Source organism: Arthrobacter sp. 210 2 (assembly GCF_059093025.1).
In genome coordinates this window covers 24,543-40,949 of sequence record NZ_JBNHIE010000007.1, presented here as the reverse complement: position 1 = coordinate 40,949, position 16,407 = coordinate 24,543, and the positions used below count along the sequence as shown (strand labels likewise).

17 protein-coding genes and 1 riboswitch are annotated in these 16,407 nt (G+C 67.7%); of the genes, 6 read left to right on the top strand and 11 right to left on the bottom strand.

Annotated features, from left to right (window positions below):
* Nucleotide 1: 1 nt before the first annotated feature.
* From hemC to hemE, 6 genes are all read right to left on the bottom strand, one after another.
* The gene (gene hemC, locus AC5RWA_RS14085; RefSeq protein ID WP_079597296.1) at nt 2-1,000 is read right to left on the bottom strand and encodes a hydroxymethylbilane synthase; all 999 of its coding nucleotides are present in this window, start codon (nt 998-1,000) and stop codon (nt 2-4) included.
* The gene (locus AC5RWA_RS14080; RefSeq protein WP_275725342.1) at nt 997-2,259 is read right to left on the bottom strand and encodes a ferrochelatase; all 1,263 of its coding nucleotides are present in this window, start codon (nt 2,257-2,259) and stop codon (nt 997-999) included. Before AC5RWA_RS14080 ends, hemC begins: the two co-directional genes overlap by 4 nt.
* Nucleotides 2,256-2,957 (bottom strand): hydrogen peroxide-dependent heme synthase, encoded by a 702-nt coding sequence (gene hemQ / locus AC5RWA_RS14075; RefSeq protein ID WP_079597298.1) that lies wholly within the window; start codon nt 2,955-2,957, stop codon nt 2,256-2,258. The genes AC5RWA_RS14080 and hemQ overlap by 4 nt, the downstream gene beginning before the upstream one ends.
* Nucleotides 2,958-3,071: 114 nt before the next feature.
* Complete coding sequence (locus tag AC5RWA_RS14070; RefSeq protein ID WP_494058050.1) at nt 3,072-4,061, bottom strand: hypothetical protein; 990 nt, start codon at nt 4,059-4,061, stop codon at nt 3,072-3,074.
* Between the two features lie 111 nt (nt 4,062-4,172).
* Entirely contained in the window at nt 4,173-5,630 is a 1,458-nt protein-coding gene (gene hemG, locus AC5RWA_RS14065) for a protoporphyrinogen oxidase (RefSeq protein WP_494058049.1), read from the bottom strand.
* A gap of 3 nt (nt 5,631-5,633) precedes the next feature.
* Nucleotides 5,634-6,728, bottom strand: coding sequence for a uroporphyrinogen decarboxylase (gene hemE / locus AC5RWA_RS14060; RefSeq protein ID WP_115525291.1), 1,095 nt, complete (start codon nt 6,726-6,728; stop codon nt 5,634-5,636).
* Between the two features lie 158 nt (nt 6,729-6,886).
* On the opposite strand from hemE, the gene AC5RWA_RS14055 reads away from it, so the two are divergent.
* Nucleotides 6,887-8,203, top strand: coding sequence for a glutamyl-tRNA reductase (locus tag AC5RWA_RS14055; protein ID WP_079597301.1), 1,317 nt, complete (start codon nt 6,887-6,889; stop codon nt 8,201-8,203).
* Nucleotides 8,204-8,328: 125 nt separating this feature from the next.
* On the opposite strand, the gene moeB is transcribed toward AC5RWA_RS14055, so the two are convergent.
* Nucleotides 8,329-9,528 carry a molybdopterin-synthase adenylyltransferase MoeB gene (gene moeB, locus AC5RWA_RS14050; protein WP_494058048.1) on the bottom strand — a complete coding sequence of 400 codons (1,200 nt, stop codon included), beginning with the start codon at nt 9,526-9,528 and terminating at the stop codon, nt 8,329-8,331.
* 84 nt (nt 9,529-9,612) lie between these two features.
* On the opposite strand from moeB, the gene AC5RWA_RS14045 reads away from it, so the two are divergent.
* The 3 genes from AC5RWA_RS14045 to AC5RWA_RS14035 are packed head-to-tail and all read left to right on the top strand — an operon-like array spanning nt 9,613 to nt 10,893.
* Nucleotides 9,613-10,278 (top strand): TetR/AcrR family transcriptional regulator, encoded by a 666-nt coding sequence (locus AC5RWA_RS14045; protein WP_079597303.1) that lies wholly within the window; start codon nt 9,613-9,615, stop codon nt 10,276-10,278.
* A 50-nt stretch (nt 10,279-10,328) separates the two neighbouring features.
* Nucleotides 10,329-10,553: a DUF3107 domain-containing protein gene (locus AC5RWA_RS14040; RefSeq protein WP_079597304.1), complete on the top strand. Its 225-nt coding sequence runs from the start codon at nt 10,329-10,331 to the stop codon at nt 10,551-10,553.
* A 37-nt stretch (nt 10,554-10,590) separates the two neighbouring features.
* Nucleotides 10,591-10,893 (top strand): hypothetical protein, encoded by a 303-nt coding sequence (locus AC5RWA_RS14035; protein WP_079597305.1) that lies wholly within the window; start codon nt 10,591-10,593, stop codon nt 10,891-10,893.
* 95 nt (nt 10,894-10,988) lie between these two features.
* Here the strand turns inward: AC5RWA_RS14035 and AC5RWA_RS14030 are convergent, their stop codons facing one another.
* From AC5RWA_RS14030 to thiO, 4 genes are all read right to left on the bottom strand, one after another.
* Nucleotides 10,989-11,327 carry a 4a-hydroxytetrahydrobiopterin dehydratase gene (locus AC5RWA_RS14030; protein ID WP_275728946.1) on the bottom strand — a complete coding sequence of 113 codons (339 nt, stop codon included), beginning with the start codon at nt 11,325-11,327 and terminating at the stop codon, nt 10,989-10,991.
* Nucleotides 11,328-11,373: 46 nt separating this feature from the next.
* Nucleotides 11,374-12,189: a thiazole synthase gene (locus AC5RWA_RS14025; protein ID WP_079597307.1), complete on the bottom strand. Its 816-nt coding sequence runs from the start codon at nt 12,187-12,189 to the stop codon at nt 11,374-11,376.
* Between the two features lie 4 nt (nt 12,190-12,193).
* Nucleotides 12,194-12,430, bottom strand: coding sequence for a sulfur carrier protein ThiS (gene thiS / locus AC5RWA_RS14020; protein ID WP_079597308.1), 237 nt, complete (start codon nt 12,428-12,430; stop codon nt 12,194-12,196).
* Nucleotides 12,427-13,764 (bottom strand): glycine oxidase ThiO, encoded by a 1,338-nt coding sequence (gene thiO, locus AC5RWA_RS14015; RefSeq protein WP_494058047.1) that lies wholly within the window; start codon nt 13,762-13,764, stop codon nt 12,427-12,429. Before thiO ends, thiS begins: the two co-directional genes overlap by 4 nt.
* A riboswitch (TPP riboswitch) is annotated at nt 13,757-13,875 on the bottom strand. Its footprint overlaps the gene before it by 8 nt.
* Nucleotides 13,876-13,902: 27 nt before the next feature.
* Between thiO and thiE the strand changes: the two genes are divergently transcribed.
* Complete coding sequence (thiE, locus tag AC5RWA_RS14010; RefSeq protein ID WP_115525123.1) at nt 13,903-14,637, top strand: thiamine phosphate synthase; 735 nt, start codon at nt 13,903-13,905, stop codon at nt 14,635-14,637.
* A gap of 78 nt (nt 14,638-14,715) precedes the next feature.
* Nucleotides 14,716-16,212, top strand: a complete 1,497-nt coding sequence (locus AC5RWA_RS14005) for an RNB domain-containing ribonuclease (RefSeq protein ID WP_494058046.1) — start codon at nt 14,716-14,718, stop codon at nt 16,210-16,212.
* The last annotated feature ends 195 nt before the right edge of the window (nt 16,213-16,407 follow it).

The window sequence follows — 16,407 nt, the reverse complement described above, 5'->3', positions numbered from 1 at the left end:
GTCAGGAAGCCTGCAGGTCTGCGATGTCGGCGGCCCCGCCGGCAAGGAGGACTTCGGCCAGTTCGATGCCCAGCAGGGTGGCCCCCACTTCGGTCAGCCCGTCAGTTGCGCGCTTGTCCCGGACCGAAGCTGTGCCGTCCACGGCACACACCACGGCTTCCAGGTGAAGCATGCTGCCCTTGCGGTAGGCGTAGGCGCCCACCGGAGCCGCGCACCCGGCCTCAAGCCGGGCCAGCAGGGCCCGCTCCGCGGTGACGGCGAGCCGGGTGTCCGGGTCATCGAGTGCAGCCAGCGCCTGGGCCAGCACTCGCCGGGATCCTTCGGTTGAACCGGGCCTCGGAGGTGCATCGGCGGTGCGGCATTCGATCGCCAGGGAACCCTGTCCGGCGGCGGGGAGCATAACGTCCGTCTCGAGGTATTCGCTGACCGCGTCCAGCCTGTTGATGCGCTCCAGGCCGGCTGCCGCCAGCACAACGGCGTCAAGGTCGCAGGACTTGCCAGGAACAACCTGGTCCGTGGTGTTGCCGGGGAGCCCGGGGACCCTGCCGAGGCGGGTGTCCACGTTGCCGCGGATGTCCAGGATTTCCAGGTCGGGCCGGGCCGCGCGGAGCTGGGCGGCGCGGCGGGGCGAACCCGTCCCCACCGTGGCACCGGCGGGGAGATCGGCGAGCTTCAGCCCGTCCCGTGCGCAAAGGACGTCACGGACATCCACACGCCGCGGCGTCGCTGCAAGGCTCAGGCCCACTGCCGCCCCGGTGGGCAGGTCCTTCAGCGAATGGACGGCGACGTCACACTCGTTCCGGAGCAGCGCATCGCGCAGGGCGGCCACGAAAACGCCGGTGCCGCCCATTTGCGACAGCGATCCGGTGAGGACGTCGCCATCGGTCCTGATGTGGACGAGCTCCACGGGAAAGCCTCCGACGGCGGCAAGCTGGTCCGCGGTCTGCTGCGTCTGGGTCAGGGCCAGCTTGCTGGCCCTCGTTCCGATCCGGACGGTCACTGCTGTGCTGCTCCCTGGGTTGCGTCCCGGCCGGCCGGTGCCGCGGGATAGGGGTCATGGCCGGTGCCCACCGTCGTGTCCGCCCCGGCGATGGTGGGCTTTTCGCCCCGGAAGTTTGCGCAGCACCCGGGCCGGCAGACGTCGTACCAGGGGCCCAGGTCCGTCACGGCAGGGCGGTCGCTGATGTTGTTTGCCGCCGTGCGTTCGGAGATCAGGTCCACCAGGCCGTTGACGAACTTGCGGTGCGTTCCGGGGGTTGGGACGCGGGTGGCGGCCAGGCCCAGGTTGGCGCAGGTTTCCAGGGCCTCGGTATCCAGGTCCCAGACAACTTCCATGTGGTCGCTGACGAAGCCCAGGGGCACGATGACGATGCCCTTGATGCCCTGGCCGGCCAGCTCCTCGATTGCATCGTTGATGTCAGGCTCAAGCCACGGCACGTGCGGGGCGCCGGAGCGGGACTGATACACCAGTGACCAGGGTGCGGTCAGGCCGGATTCTTCCTGGACCCGGCCGATGACGGCCGCGGCAGTGGCGAGGTGCTGGGCCACATAGGCTGAGCCTTCCTCGAATTCGCGCGGTTCGCCCTCGGACCTGCCCGCTGCGTCGGCGTCCCGGGTGGGGATGGAGTGGGTGGCGAAGAGGATCTGGATGGGCGCGTCCGGGGTTCCGGCTTCTGCCAGCTTGGCACGGACGTCGGCGAGGCCGGCGGCGGTACCTTCCACGAACGGCTCCACGAAGCCGGGGTGGTCGAAGTACTGGCGGACCTTGTCCACCTCAAGGCGTCCGTCCAGGCCGGTTTCGGTCAGGGCCATGCCGATGTCCTCGCGGTACTGGCGGCAGCTGGAGTAACAGGAGTAGGCACTGGTGGTGATCATCAGCACCCGGCGGTGGCCGGCGTCGTACGCGTCCTGCAGGGTCTGCGGGATGTAGGGCGCCCAGTTGCGGTTGCCCCACAGCACCGGAAGTTCGATGCCGCGGGCGGCCAGTTCGGCTTCGAGCGCCGCCTTGAGCTCGCGGTTCTGCTGGTTGATGGGGCTGATGCCGCCGTTCGCCCGGTAATGGTGCGAGACTTCCTCGAGCCGCTCGTCCGGGATCCCGCGGCCGCGGGTGACGTTGCGGAGGAACGGGATGACGTCCTCCTGCCCTTCGGGGCCGCCGAACGAGGCGAGGAGGACGGCGTCGTAATCCTTGGGGGCCATCCGGCCGGCCTCGGTGACAGGGTTAACGGCGGTGGTTCCCTGCGGATCAAGGGGACTCATGCGAGGACCTCGGCTACCTCTTCGGCGGAGATCCGGCGTCCGGTGTAGAACGGGATTTCCTCGCGGACGTGGTTGCGTGCTTCCGTGGCGCGCAGGTGGCGCATCAGGTCCACCAGGTCCACAAGCTCGGGAGCTTCCAGGCCGAGGATCCACTCCCAGTCGCCCAGGGCGAAGGAGGAGACCGTGTTGGAGATGACCTGCGGGAAGTCGCGGCCCAGCAGGCCGTGGTCGCGAAGCATCTTTCCGCGCTCGGCCTCGGGAAGGATGTACCACTCGTAGGAGCGGACGAACGGGTAGACGCACAGCCATTCAGCCGGTGCCACCCCACGGGAGTATGCGGGCGTGTGGTTCTTCGCGAACTCAGCCTCGCGGTGGACACCCATGGCAGACCAGACGATCTCGGTTCCGGTGAAAAGGGTGCTGCGGCGGATGTCGCGGATGGCCTGCTGCAGGGCTTCCGGCTTGGGGCCGTGGAGCCACACCATAATGTCGGCGTCGGCGCGCATGGCCGAGACGTCGTAGCTGCCGCGGTGGGTCACGCCCGCTTCGGCAAGCCGTTCCAGCAGGGCCTCGAAGTCAGCGGCGGCATTGGCGCTGCGGACCACTGCCTCGGACCGCTTGAAGACCGTCCAAAGAGTGAAGAACTGCTCGGCTGATTCTTCGGTTTTAGTGACAGATTCGGCAGAAGTGTGGCTCATGGTTACAAGTTTGCCCTGTAGTACGCGTCAAGTCGAAACCAACGAGTTCTACAGCTCGTAGAAGTGCGCAAGGTCACAACCGTGCACGCAGGCCGGCACCGACCATGTGCCGGCCTAGGGGTTGCGCAGGCGGAAAAGGACCAGCCCGGCGGCACCAGCCACGCCAACCAGCCCCGAGCCCAGCCAGACCATGGCGCTGCGCGGCTCCGGCTGTGCAGCAAGCCGTGCTTTGCTGCGCGGCGTGCTGCCCGGCGTGCCCGTGGAGTACGGCGTCCATCCGGCAGCCTGCGGCGCGGCGTAGGGCGAGGAATACAAGGGTGAAGCAGCGGCCTGGCGGTCCGTTGCAGCCGTCCCGGCAAAGGGTGCTTGTCCTGCCGTGGCGTCGGTCCCGATTTGGTCCTCCCCCGGCGCCGCAAGTTTGCCGGGCTCGGATTCTTGGGATGCCGGGCTTGCCGCCGGTGCGCCTGCGGGGGCCGCGGAGGTTTCCGGGCTGTCCGAAACCCCTGCATCCGGAGTCGGCGCTGAAGCAGGCGCCGGAGCGGCGGCGGAGGCGGCCGGCGCAGTTCGCGACGGCGCTGGAGCCGATGTTGCAGAGGGGGTGGTGGGAGTCTTGCCCGCACCCGGCGCGCTGGCCGTGGGCGCGCCAGACGGCTCCGTGCTGGGGGTGGGTGCGGCGGTTGCTGAGGGACTCAGGGTGGCCGTTACCGCCGGGAGAAGCGCCGGCGGCACTGCAATCGCAGAGGCACTTGTGGATGGGCTGGGGCTGGGAGCCTTGCCGGGATCGGCCTGCTTTCCCTTTCCGTTTCCGTTGCCGCCGGATTCCTTGCCCTTGGCATCTTTCCCGTCGCGGTTCTGCCCGGGGGCATCCTGCCGGGCGGCCACGGACTGGCCCTGCAGGGAGGCTTCCAGGGGGAGGATCTTGTTCTGCTGCGTGACGGGTGCGGCCGGGTCACCAGGGTCGGGCGTCACCTCCGCTGCCTGGGACGCAGAAACGCCGGTGGCTAGAACCAGTACCGCTCCGATTGCCGCAGCTGCTGAGCCGCGCCGGATTCCCCCATGGATACCGGTCCGGGACATGGAAAGCTCGGACCTGTTGTCAACCATAGTCACCGACCCTAACCAGATCGGCGGGGGAACTTAAAACCGGCAAAAGGGCAAACCGCCGCCCGGGAGAGGCAGGTTTTGGGCTGGTGGCGCGCTGACCAGCGACGACGTTCAGCCGACCAGGTTCCGAACTTGTGTCCGAGTGTCGGACACCACGGCGGCCAGCCCGTTGCCCGCCACCCAGCCGCCCACCAGGGCCAGGCCGCCGGCCGCGGTGCACGCTTCACGGATCGCCGTCACCCGTGCGCGGTGGCCGACGGCGGCAAACGGCAGGGACCCACGCCAGCGGACAACGTCCCAATCCACCAGGCTTTCCCTGCTGATGCCGACGCCCAGCAGCGCCGCCGCATCGCGCAGGGAGGCGGCCAGGAGGCTGTCATCGGTCTCCGGCCCGGCGGATGGTTCCGCTGCCCCGTCCGCCCTGCCATAGGAGAGGCGCAGGACATGCCGGCCGGGGCCGGCTGCATCTGCCAGCCACTGCCATTTGCCGGTGGCATGTGTCAGCGCCTTTGCTTCGATCCCGGGAGTCTGCGGTGCCACCAGAACACCCGTGCCGCGGGGGCGGCTGTCCAGGCCGGGGTTCTCCAGCACCAGGGTGACAAGCTTTATGTCCGGTCCTGATGCCGGCTTTTGTCCTGCGATCGCGGGGACCGGCCCTTCCAGCAGGTCGACGGCGGTGGGGCCGTCCACCGCCACCACCAGCACACCGGCGTCGAAAGTTCCGCCGATGGACTGTACGCGCCAGCCTTCGGATGAGCGGGCGACCGAAACGGCCGACGTGTCGGCCAAGAGCGTGACACCCCGCCCGCGGAGATCCTTAACCAGCGCATCCACCAGGGTGTGCATGCCGCCTGTCAGGCCGGCGACGGCGGACCCGGCTTTGGCGGGTTGGCCGGAGGTGAAGGCGCCCGGCACTCCTGCCGCGTCGTGGGCGCCTTGCCGCTGGGCGGCGACGGCGAGGGCGAGGGAGCCGTGCTGCCGGAGCCTGGCGCGGAGCCCGGGAGCCACCATGTCGACGTCGAGCAGTGCGGGATCGGCAGAATGGACACCGCCCACCACCGGGGCTACGAGCCGTTCCAGCACCCGGGCGCCCATCCTGGCCTTGACGAGGGCGGCGACGCTGACTATGTCACGCCCGCTTCCTACCGAAGCGGGCAGGAACCGGTCCAGGGAAGCACGCAGGGAACCCGGGAGGCCAAGGGTCCGGCGGACCTCCGGGTCCCAGGGGTTGGCCGGGATGCCGAGTATCCCGGTCTTGGGAAGTTCACGGGGGCCTTCGGGGAGCTGCACCCATGCCCCGCCGGGCCTTGGAGCCACAATGCTGTCCGCCAGGCCCAGTTCAGCGGCAAGTCCGGAGACGGCATTGGACCGCGTGGCAAAGGACTCGGCACCGCTGTCCAGGGTCAGGCCGGCCACCACATGGCTGCCCACGCAGCCGCCCCACCCGCTGCCGGCCTCCAGGAGGGTGACCCGGTACCCGGCGGCAGCCAGCTCCCGCGCGGAGAGCAGCCCGGAGATACCGCCGCCCAGCACCAGCGCGGTTCCGGGGTCCAGCGGCGCACTGCCCACCGGTTACTCCGGGGAGATGGAGTGGATGAGTTCAACCACCCGGGTCAGGACTGCCGGGTCCGTCTCGGGCGGCACGCCGTGGCCAAGGTTGAGGACGTGCCCGGGGGCGGCGGAGCCGGCGGCGATGACCTCGCGGACGTGCGCTTCAAGGACGTCCCAGGGCGCCGACAGCAGGGCAGGATCGATGTTTCCCTGCAACGGAACGGTGCCGCCCAGCCGGCGGTTCGCTTCATCCAGCGGCAGCCGGTAGTCCACGCCCACCACGTCGACGCCCACGTCGCGCATGGCAACGAGGAGCTCGGAAGTTCCCGTGCCGAAGTGGATGAGCGGCGCGCCGAGGTGCCGCACATGGTCCAGGGCGCGGGACGACGCCGGGGCAACAAACCGGGTGTAATCGGCCAGTCCCAGCGAACCTGCCCAGGAGTCGAACAGCTGCGCGGCGGACGCGCCGGCTTCCAGCTGCGCCTGGAGGAACATGCCGGAGGCGTCGGCGGCCCAGTTGGCCAGGGCGTTCCAGGTTTCCGGGTCGGCGTGCATCATGGTGCGCGGCCCGAGGTGGTCGCGGGAAGGCTTGCCTTCAACCATGTAGGCCGCAAGCGTGAAGGGGGCGCCGGCGAACCCGATCAGCGGTGTCTTGCCCAGTTCGGCCACCGTCAGCCGGACCGCTTCCCGGATGGGTTCCAGGGCTTCCCATGTCAGCTGGGGCAGCGCCGCGACGTCCGCGGCCGTACGGACGGGCTTGTCGAGGACAGGGCCCACGCCCGGGACGATGTCCACGCCCACACCGGCAAGCTTGAGCGGAATGACGATGTCCGAGAAGAAGATCCCCGCATCGACGTCGTGGCGGCGGACCGGCTGCAGCGTGATCTCGGATGCCAGTTCAGGCCGGAGGCAGGAGTCGAGCATGGCGATGCCCTCGCGCACCTTGAGGTATTCGGGCAGTGAACGACCTGCCTGCCGCATGAACCAGACGGGACGGCGGGACGGCTTGCCGCCGCGGTAGGCCGTTATCAGCGGGGAGTCCGCGGTGCGGCCGTCCAGCAGTGGATGGTCAGCGGCAAGTACGCCGGCAGCGGAGACGGCAGGGCTAGGAGTCATGCCATCGATTGTGCCGAAAATCAGCGCCAAAAGATAACGACAGACTGTCTCCCGTTGGGGCCCCGCGGCCGCCGTGGCGGGAATCACAAGCCCCTCCGGCCCTTGACGGGGCAGGTAGTTGTTCTACCGAGGAACGAAAAAGCTATGATTGATCCGTTGTGGTTCTTTTTTCATTGGTGGCTACACACGCCGACATCGATCTTGAGACCGTTGCCCAGTTGAGCAACGGTTCCTCTGGTATTGCCACATCCGCTCTCTCCGGATCACCGGCAGTGAAGGGTGCGGTTGTCCTTGCCACCTGCAACCGCTACGAAATCTACGGCGAAGCGCCGCACCCGGACGACGTCGAGGCCGCCCGCGCGGCCCTTGTAGCCCAGATCAGCGATGTCAGCGGACTCAGCGAATCGCTTGTCTCCCGTTCCTTCAGCACCCGCACCGGCCCTGAAGTAAGCCAGCACCTCTTCGCCGTCAGCGCCGGACTGGACTCCGCCGTCGTCGGTGAACGGGAAATCGCGGGTCAGGTCAGGCGGGCACTGATCACCGCCCAGCACGAAGGCACCGCCAGCTCCGGACTGGTGCGGCTGTTCCAGGCCGCCTCCAAGACCGCCAAGGACGTCGGCGCCCAAACAGCGCTAGGTTCGCGTGGCCTGTCCATCGTGTCAGTGGCATTGGACCTGGCAACAGACCTTTCCGAGAACCAGGACTGGACCACCAAAAAAGTGGTGGTGTTCGGGACCGGTGCCTACGCCGGTGCAACCATGGCGCTGCTGCGCGAACGGGGCTGCACGGACATCTCGGTCTTTTCGTCCTCCGGCCGTGCCGAGGGATTCGTCGCCACCCGTGGCGGTACCGCCCTCGACGCCGAAACACTGTATCCCGCGGTTGCTGCCGCGGACGTCATGATCGGGTGCAGCGGTTCCGATACCCGGGTGGAGGCCGATGAACTGGCCCAGGTGCGCGCCAATTCCCCGCAGCCGCTGATCGCCATTGACCTGGCACTGACACATGATTTCGATCCCGCCGTCGGTGAGCTCGACGGCGTCGAACTCCTCACCCTGGAATCGGTGCGCCTCGCCGCGCCACAGGAGCAGGCCGAATCGCTGACGCAAGCAAGTGGGATCGTCAACGGCGCCGCGAAGGCCTTTGAGCAGGAACGTGAGGCCCGCTCCGTGGATTCGGCGATTGTTGCCCTCCGCCGGCACACTATGAACGTCCTGGACGCAGAAATGGAAAAAGTCCGGGCCCGGCACGGCTGCACCGCCGCTGCCGAGGAAGTGGAATTCGCGCTTCGCCGCATGGTCAAGCAGCTGCTCCACGTGCCCACGGTCCGCGCCCGCGAGCTGGCGGCCAACGGCCAGCAGGACGAATACGTGGCGGCCCTGGAAGCCCTCTACGGCATCACCGTGGAGCAGCCCGCTAGCCCCACAGCCCAGGCCGAATGCCCGGTGGACCACCGGGGCCTCGAAAGCGCCTGACCCTCACCGACGCTCTCTCACTTAACGTTGCTTAAACAACGACGCTCTCTCACTTCCTTTTAGAAAGTGAGAGAGCGTCGCAATTTCAAGGGCAATAAGTGAGAGAGCGTCGCTGAGGCGGTTTGTCAGTAGACGGGCTTCTGGGGTTCCACGTCACGCACCCAGGCGAGAATGCCGCCGTCGAGATGGCTGATCCGCTCGTACCCCGCCTTCCGGGCCGCCGCCAGGACATTCGCCGAGCGGGCCCCGGACTTGCAGTGGAAGACAATGTCCTTGTCCTGTGGAATCTCCGCCCAGGCGTCGCCGGCCAGGATCCTGCCCTGCGGGATGAGGACCGCCCCGTCGATCCGCACGATGTCGTACTCGCCCGGCTCCCGGACGTCCACGAGCTCAAAGTCCTTGAGCCCCGCTTTCCGCGATGCGAGCATAGTGGCCAGCTGCGTGGCAGTGACGGTGTGTTCCGTGTCCGACTGGACTGCCGGCGTGATGCCGCAGAACGCCTCGTAATCCGTGAGTTCAGTGATGGGCTCCGCTGCGGGGTCCTTGGACACCCGGATTTCCCGCCAGCTGCCGCCCAGGGCGTCGAAGAGCGCCACACGGCCCAGCAGGGAACGTCCGACGCCGGTGATCAGCTTGACTGCCTCGGTCACCATCAGCGATCCCACGGCCGCGCACAGCATGCCAAAGACGCCGCCCTCGCCGCAGGAGGGCACAGAGCCCGCCGGCGGGGCCTCAGGGTAGAGGTCGCGGTAAGTGGGCCCGTGCTTCTCCCAGAAGACACTGACCTGGCCGTCGAACCGGAAGATTGAACCCCACACGTAGGGTTTGCCGAGGATGGCGGCTGCGTCGTTCACCAGGTAGCGCGTGGCAAAGTTGTCCGCCCCGTCAAGGATCAGGTCGTACCCGGCGAACAGCTCCAGGGCGTTGGCGGCGTCCAGGCGCACGTCGTGGAGCCGGACATCCACCAACGGGTTCAGCGCGGCAATCGCATCCCGGGCCGACTCGATCTTCGGCCTGCCGACGTCGGCCACGCCGTGGATGACCTGGCGCTGCAGGTTGCTGAGGTCCACCGTATCGTCATCGATGATCCCGATTGTTCCGACGCCCGCTGCGGCGAGGTACAGCAGGGCCGGCGATCCGAGCCCGCCGGCGCCGATTACCAGGACCCTGGAGTTCTTGAGCCGCCGCTGCCCCAGGGTACCGATCTCGGGAATAATGAGGTGCCGCGAGTAGCGTTCCACCTCGGCAGGGGTGAGCTCACCTGACGGTTCCACCAACGGATCCAGCGAAACAGTTGAAATATTTGCGGTGAAAGTCGAAGCCATACTTCAATGTAGGCCCCGGGATACCGCCCGGTCATATTACCCCGCAGTAAAGTGGAGGTAACTGCAATGGAAAGAAGGACAACCGTGGTCCCTGAAGCACGGGCTGAACGCCCGCCCGCCGCCGAACCGCAAACCTCCCCGCGTCCAGCAGGCCAGCGCTCCGCCCGGCTTCCCCGCGATGAGCGGCGCGCCCAGCTCCTTTCCGCCGCGCAGGAAGTCTTCGTAGCCAACGGCTACCACGGCGCCGCGATGGACGAGATCGCCGAAACGGCCCACGTCAGCAAACCGGTCCTGTACCAGCACTTTCCCTCCAAACGCGAGCTTTACCTTGCACTGCTGGAAAGCCACCTTGCGTCCCTCACCGAGCTGATGCTGGGCGCATTGGACTCCACCACGGACAACAAGGAGCGCGTGAAGGCCGTCATGCGCGCCTACTTCCGCTTTATTGCCAACGATGACCAGGCCCACCGGCTCGTGTTCGAGTCGGACCTCATCAACGATCCTGACGTCAGCTCACGCCTGGAGACCTTCAACCGGACCTTCGCGGACGCCATTGCCCGCGTCATTGCCGGCGACACCAAACTCCCCCACCTCGAGGCGGAGCTTTTGGGGCGCGGACTCGCCGGGATGGCGCAGGTCAGTGCCCGCTACTGGCTCGAAACCGACGGTAATCTTGACCTCGATGTGGCCAGTGACCTCATCTACCGTTTAGCTTGGCGCGGAATCTCTCGCTTCCCCAAAGAGTCCTAGACTACAAATAAGACATCACCAACGAACTTTGACTGGCTGGGAGGCCCCCTGTGGAAATTAAGATCGGCGTTCAGAATGTTGGCCGCGAGATTGTGCTCGAATCGGCGCAGGACGCAGACACGGTGGCCAAGGTTGTGGGCGAAGCCATCAACGCCGGCAGCGAGCTGCGCCTGACGGATGACAAGGGACGCCTGATCATTGTTCCCGGAAATGCCCTGGCTTATGTGGAGATCGGCGCCGAAGAGGTCCGCCGCGTAGGGTTCGGCCAGTTCTAGCCCAGTCCCGCGCTGCCGCGAATCCCGAGGAGATCCGTTGCTTTCCCTGACCATCGTTGTGCTCGCCACCGTCGCCGCCGGCTTTATTGTCTGGGCGAATGACAGGCGGCATGCCAAGTACGGCGCCGGCCTTCCCGCCGGCGTAGCCGTGGGTGTAGGGGCCCTCACCTGGATCATCCTCATGGCCGCCGGCTTCGGCTACCGGCCGGGGCTGACCTGGGTTCCGTGGGTCCTGCCCATCGTGCTGGGCGCTGCGGCCGCCGTCGCGGCTGTTCTTTACCTGGGCCGCAGCCGCGCCCGGCAGGACACCCACCGGCTTACCGCGATCCTTCGGCGCTGAGCCTCGGTTTCTGTTGCACCTCATGCATGTGGCCGCCGTCCCGTTGGGACGGCGGCCACATGCTTAACGGCACAGCTGCTTGATCACGCGGCTGCCTAATGGTCCGGCGCGTATTTCGAAGGCTCGGCCACAGCCCCGGCCGCTGCCGCCGCGTCGCTTGCCCCGGCGGCCGCGGTGAGGTCCCGCCCGGTGACCTGCCCTCCGGCATCGTGGGAGGTGTAGCGGATGAAGACGCGGTTGTAGCGCCAGTCGAGGTCCGGATGGTGGTTTTGTTCCTCGGCAAGGCGTCCGACGGCGGCAATCACCTCGAGTGCGGCAGCCGCCGTCGGCGTCTTGAAGACAGTGACCAGGCCGCCGTCGCTGAAACGCCAGTCCGGCAGTCCGGTGAGTGCTTCGTCGATGCGTTCCCGGGGAAGGGCGTCTTTGGCGGCCACTGCTGCTCCTTGCATCAGGGCGCCGGCCGGTCTGATGGAGCAGGCCCTACAGGAACTCGGCCCGGCCCTCCATCGCCGACGACGCCAGCGCGTGCTCGCGGCGCGGTATCCGACCGGCCGCTTTCGCCAGCCTACCGGCGATGACAGCGTGTTTGAAGGCCTCCCCCATCAGCGCCGGGTTCTGCGCCCGGGTCACCGCGGTGGCCAGCAGCACCGCGTCACAGCCAAGCTCCATGGCAAGGGCGGCATCCGACGCCGTGCCGATGCCTGCATCGAGCACCACCGGGACGGAGGCGCGGGACACGATGAGCTCGATGTTGTGAGGGTTCAGGATCCCCAAGCCCGTGCCGATGGGTGATCCCAGGGGCATGACCGCGGTGGCTCCCAGGTTTTCCAGGCGAAGCGCCAGGACCGGATCATCGTTGGTGTACGCAAACACCTTGAACCCGCGGTTAACCAGCTGTTCAGTGGCGTCCACCAGTTCCACTGCGTCCGGGAGGAGGGTGTGCTCATCGGCGATGACCTCAAGCTTCACCCAGTCGGTTTCCAGTGCCTCGCGGGCCAGTTCGGCGGTGAGGACCGCATCACGGGCCGTGAAACAGCCGGCGGTGTTGGGGAGGACCCGGATGCCGTGGTCCACGAGCAGCTGGAAAAGCGAGCCCGTTTCCGCCGTCGAATAGCGGCGCATGGCCACCGTGGTCAGTGCTGTCCCGGATGCCAGCAGCGCGGCTCCAAGGCCGTCCAGACTTGGGGCGCCGCCGGTGCCCATGATGAGCCGCGATGCCAGGGGTACGCCGTCGATGACCAGCGTGTCGTCCATGCCGGAGGCGCCGGCCGGCGAGGTGGTGGTGGTTTCGGTCATGGTCTCAGCCTCCCTGCACTGCCGTGACGAGCTCGACGTCGTCACCGTCGGCGAGCGCTGTTGCGAACCATTGGCTCCGGGGTACCACCTGCGCGTTGTGCGCCACCGCCACGCCGAGTTTGCCGCCGTCGCGGGCCTGGCCGTCAGCGGCGAGGGGGCGGCCGGTGACCTGGCTGACGAGCATGGTGATGGAGGCCCCGTCAGCCACCGTATGTTGTTGTCCGTTCAGGGTGATGTTCATGCTGTCTCCTTGATGTTGAAGATGGTGGCGGCCGGTTCGCGGCCGGAAAACCGGCCCGGGTTGAAAGGTTGCCAGCGGACGTCCGCCGTGCCGTCCAGAAGGTCCCGGCAGATGGCCGCCGCTGCGGGGGCCAGGAGGACGCCGTGCCGGAAGAATCCGGTGGCAATGATCAGTCCCGCAACGTGTGCGGATTCCCCGGCTGCCGGATCGCCGGCCAGCGACACCCGGCCCAGCAGCGGGGCGTTGTCCGGGGTGCCGGGCCGAGCCCGTGCCGTGTATTCCAGCAGCTCGAGTTCGGCGACGGCGGGCACCAGGACCTGGGCATCCCGGAGGAGCTGGTAGACCCCGCCTGCCGATACGGCGCCCGCTGCAGCCCGGGCACCGGCCGCCGGTGCATTATGTGTCGCGGCAAGGGCGTCCTCACGCTGGGTGGCTCCGATCACCACCGTCCCGTCCTGCCGCGGGACGATATACACCGGGACGCCGTGGACCAGCCCGCGGACCGTTGAGGTTACGAGCGGCTGGAGCTGCCGGGGCACTGCCAGGCGCAGGATATCCCCGTACACCGGCCGCAGCGGCAGCTGCAGGCCGTCGGGCAGGCCCGCCAGGGCGGCGGCCTCCAGGCCGTTGGCAACAATCGTTTCGCGGGCCAGGACCGTGCCGCCGCCGGCGAGCCGGGCCCCGGCCACTGCCCCGTCCGCCCAGACCAGCCCGGCGGCCCGGTCCGGCACGGCGTAGCCGTCGATGGCCCCCGCCACGTCTGTTCCATTACTTTCGACGTCGGGGCCATGTACTGCGAGCGCGCGCCGGAGGCAGGACACCAGGCGCCGGGGATCCACTTGGTGGTCCGCGGGAGTGTCCAGTGCGCAGGCGATGGCAGGGCTGAGCAGCGGTTCCCGGCGCCGGGCCTCCCGGACAGTCAACGGCTCCACGGACAGGCCGCTGGCCTGCTGCACCCCGCGCAAATCCATCAGGGCGCGGCGGTCGGCGGCATCGGCACCCACGGCGAGCGTCGGCGTCGTGAGGTACCCGGGACTTTCGCCGGAAGCGGCGGCCAGTTCCGCGGCAAAGCCCGGCCACCGGGCGGAGGAGGCAAGCATGAGCTCCAGGAGGTCCTCCTCCTGGTAGTGCAGCTCGCTCACCGGCGCCAGCATTCCGGCAGCCGCCCAGCTGGCCCCGGCTCCGGGCGCGTCATCGATCAGCACGACGGACCGCCCGGACCGCCTCGCCTCCCAGGCGATGGAATGCCCAACCACTCCGCCGCCGATCACGGCCACGTCGGCACGGATGGTGCCGGATGGAGCCCCGGGCGGGGCAACGTTTGGGGTGCTCATGTGTCTCCTTCCCTACGCCGGCATTAACCGGATCAGGTCAAGCGGTCGGCTCTGACGCCCTCTCAGCCCGGCGCTTTATGACAGCTGCCGCGGGCTCCCGCAGTACGAGGCCAGTGTAGAGGAACTAGGCTTGCAGCCATGAATGTGTCCCAGTCCCCTGCCCCCGCTGCCGCAGTCCCCGCCGCCGATGCTTTTACCCATGCCGAAGGCACTGCCGGCCTGAACAGCGCCCGCCTTTACCTCTGCACGGATGCCCGCCGGGACCGCGGGGACTTCGGGCAGTTCGTGGATGCTGCCTTTGCCGGTGGCGTGGACATCATCCAGTTGCGGGACAAGGCCATCGAGGCGGCCGAGGAGCTGGAGCTGCTGGCGGTTTTGAAGGAAGCGGCGCAGCGCCATGGCCGGCTGTGGGCTGTGAATGACCGGGCGGACATCGCCGTGTTGTCCGGTGCGCCGGTGTTCCACATCGGTCAGAAGGACCTTCCGTTGGATGCAGCCCGCACCCTGCTCAACGGCAACGCCGCCATCGGGCTCTCCAGCCATGCCCCCGGGCAGGTGGACGCCGCCCTCGCTGCCGCAGCCGGACCGTCCGCGCTTGACTACTTCTGCGTCGGACCGGTCTGGGCCACGCCCACCAAACCCGGCAGGGCCGCCGTCGGACTGGACCTGGTGAAGTATGCCGCCGAAGCCTCGGCCGAGGCCGGGAGCGGGGTGCCCTGGTTCGCCATCGGCGGCATCGACCACTCCAATGTGGACCAGGTTGTGGAAGCAGGAGCGAGCCGGATCGTTGTGGTGCGTGCCATCACGGAAGCTGATGACCCTGCCGCCGCTGCCGCCGCCCTTCTCGCTGCCTTGGACGGGGCCACACCCTAAAGCCGCCGCAACACGGCGCAGCCCCGTGCGGCGTCAATGCCATGCAAAATCGGGGTTCTTCGGGCTAGGCTGATTTTCGTGTCACATCATCGGCTGGCTCCCAACGTCCACGAGCACAACAATGCCCTCGAGGAAGCCCTGGGTGCCCTGCGGACCGAACTGGAACTGCCCGGCCCATACCCCATACACGCAGTCAGGGATGCCGAAGCGGCCGTCGCGGCCTTGCAGCTGCCGGCCTATGACCTCACCGGGGTCGGGTTCATCACCATCGATCCTGCATCGTCCACGGATTTGGACCAGGCCCTGTTCATCGAGGCCGACGGCGATGGGTACCACGTGCTGTACGCCATCGCCGATGTTCCCTCCTTCGTGACGCCCGGCGGGCCCCTGGACGCCGAAACACGGCGCCGCGGCCAGACCTTTTATGCCCCTGACGGCCGGATTCCGCTGCATCCGGAGGTCATCAGCGAGGGAGCCGGGAGCCTGCTGCCGGGGCAGGACTGTTCCGCCTTCGTCTGGGATTTCCGGCTGGACAGCGCCGCCGAAGTCACCTCCGTCGCGGTGAAGCGGGCCCGCATGCGCAGCCGGGCCAAGCTCAGCTACAAGGGGGCGCAGGCTGAACTGGATTCGGGCAACGCATCCCCCGTCCTCCAGCTGCTCAAAGAGGTCGGCCTCAAGCGCGTGGAGCTGGAACGTGCCCGTGAAGGTGCCAGCCTGAACATGCCGGAACAGGAGATCGTCCAGCTTCCCGACGGCGGCTACCGCATCGCCGCCGCCCCGCAGCTTCCCGTGGAGGACTGGAACGCGCAGATTTCGCTGATGACGGGCATGGCCGCCGCGCAGCTCATGCTGGGGGGCAGGGTGGGTATCCTGCGCACTATGCCCGCGCCGGATGAGCGCTCCCTTAACCACTTCCGCCTGCAGACCGAAGTGCTGGGCAAACCATGGGACGGGGAGGTCAGCTACGGCGAATACCTGCGCACCCTGGACCCTACCGATCCCCGGCAGCTGGCCATCATGCATTCGGCGGGAATGCTGTTCAGGGGCGCCTCCTACACCGCCTTTGACGGTGTGGTCCCGGAAGACGCGGTGCAGTCGGCCATCGGTGCCGCCTACGCCCACACCACTGCTCCGCTGCGCCGGTTGGTGGACCGCTTCGTGCTGGTGATCTGCGAGGCCCTGAGCAACGGCGGCAACGTTCCTGGATGGGCGAGGGAGGCGCTGCCGTCACTGCCGGACATCATGGCAGGCTCCGACCAGCTGGCGTCCCGGATGGAGCGCATGGCCCTGGACACCGTGGAGGCGGCGCTGCTGGTCAACCACATCGGCCAGGAATTCGACGCAATCGTCATCTCCGGGTCCAAGCCGCAAAACGGCAACGGAAAAAACGGGAACGGAAAAAACGGGAACGGCAGGAACGGGAACGGCAACGGTGGTTCCGGAATCATCCAGGTGTCCGAGCCCGCGGTGACCGCCCGCTGCGCCGGCGAACTGGAGTCCGGCACTAAGGTCCGTGTGCGCCTGGTTTCCTCCGATATTGCCACCCGCGAGGTCCACTTCGAACTGGTGCAGTAGTCCCCTGCGGACACCACGCTTCAGGGCGCGGCAGGGCCGAAACCGGGATTTAGGCCGTGTACGGCTAGACTGGAGAAGTAGATATGGATGCCCGGTCGTTGATTTCCTTGATTTGAAACCAACAAGCCCGCCCCTACGCGATCTTGAGATTTGCCCGCTGGTCACCAGTGCCAGCATTTAGATAGCCCGCGATCG

Coding starts and splice junctions, on each gene's coding strand:
- AC5RWA_RS14080 (WP_275725342.1), bottom strand. CDS start 2,259: ATGAGTCCCCTTGATCCGCAGGGAACCACCGCCGTTAACCCTGTCACC.
- hemQ (WP_079597298.1), bottom strand. CDS start 2,957: ATGAGCCACACTTCTGCCGAATCTGTCACTAAAACCGAAGAATCAGCC.
- AC5RWA_RS14070 (WP_494058050.1), bottom strand. CDS start 4,061: ATGGTTGACAACAGGTCCGAGCTTTCCATGTCCCGGACCGGTATCCAT.
- hemE (WP_115525291.1), bottom strand. CDS start 6,728: ATGACTCCTAGCCCTGCCGTCTCCGCTGCCGGCGTACTTGCCGCTGAC.
- moeB (WP_494058048.1), bottom strand. CDS start 9,528: ATGGCTTCGACTTTCACCGCAAATATTTCAACTGTTTCGCTGGATCCG.
- AC5RWA_RS14025 (WP_079597307.1), bottom strand. CDS start 12,189: ATGACCGAAACCACCACCACCTCGCCGGCCGGCGCCTCCGGCATGGAC.
- thiS (WP_079597308.1), bottom strand. CDS start 12,430: ATGAACATCACCCTGAACGGACAACAACATACGGTGGCTGACGGGGCC.
- thiO (WP_494058047.1), bottom strand. CDS start 13,764: ATGAGCACCCCAAACGTTGCCCCGCCCGGGGCTCCATCCGGCACCATC.
- thiE (WP_115525123.1), top strand. CDS start 13,903: ATGAATGTGTCCCAGTCCCCTGCCCCCGCTGCCGCAGTCCCCGCCGCC.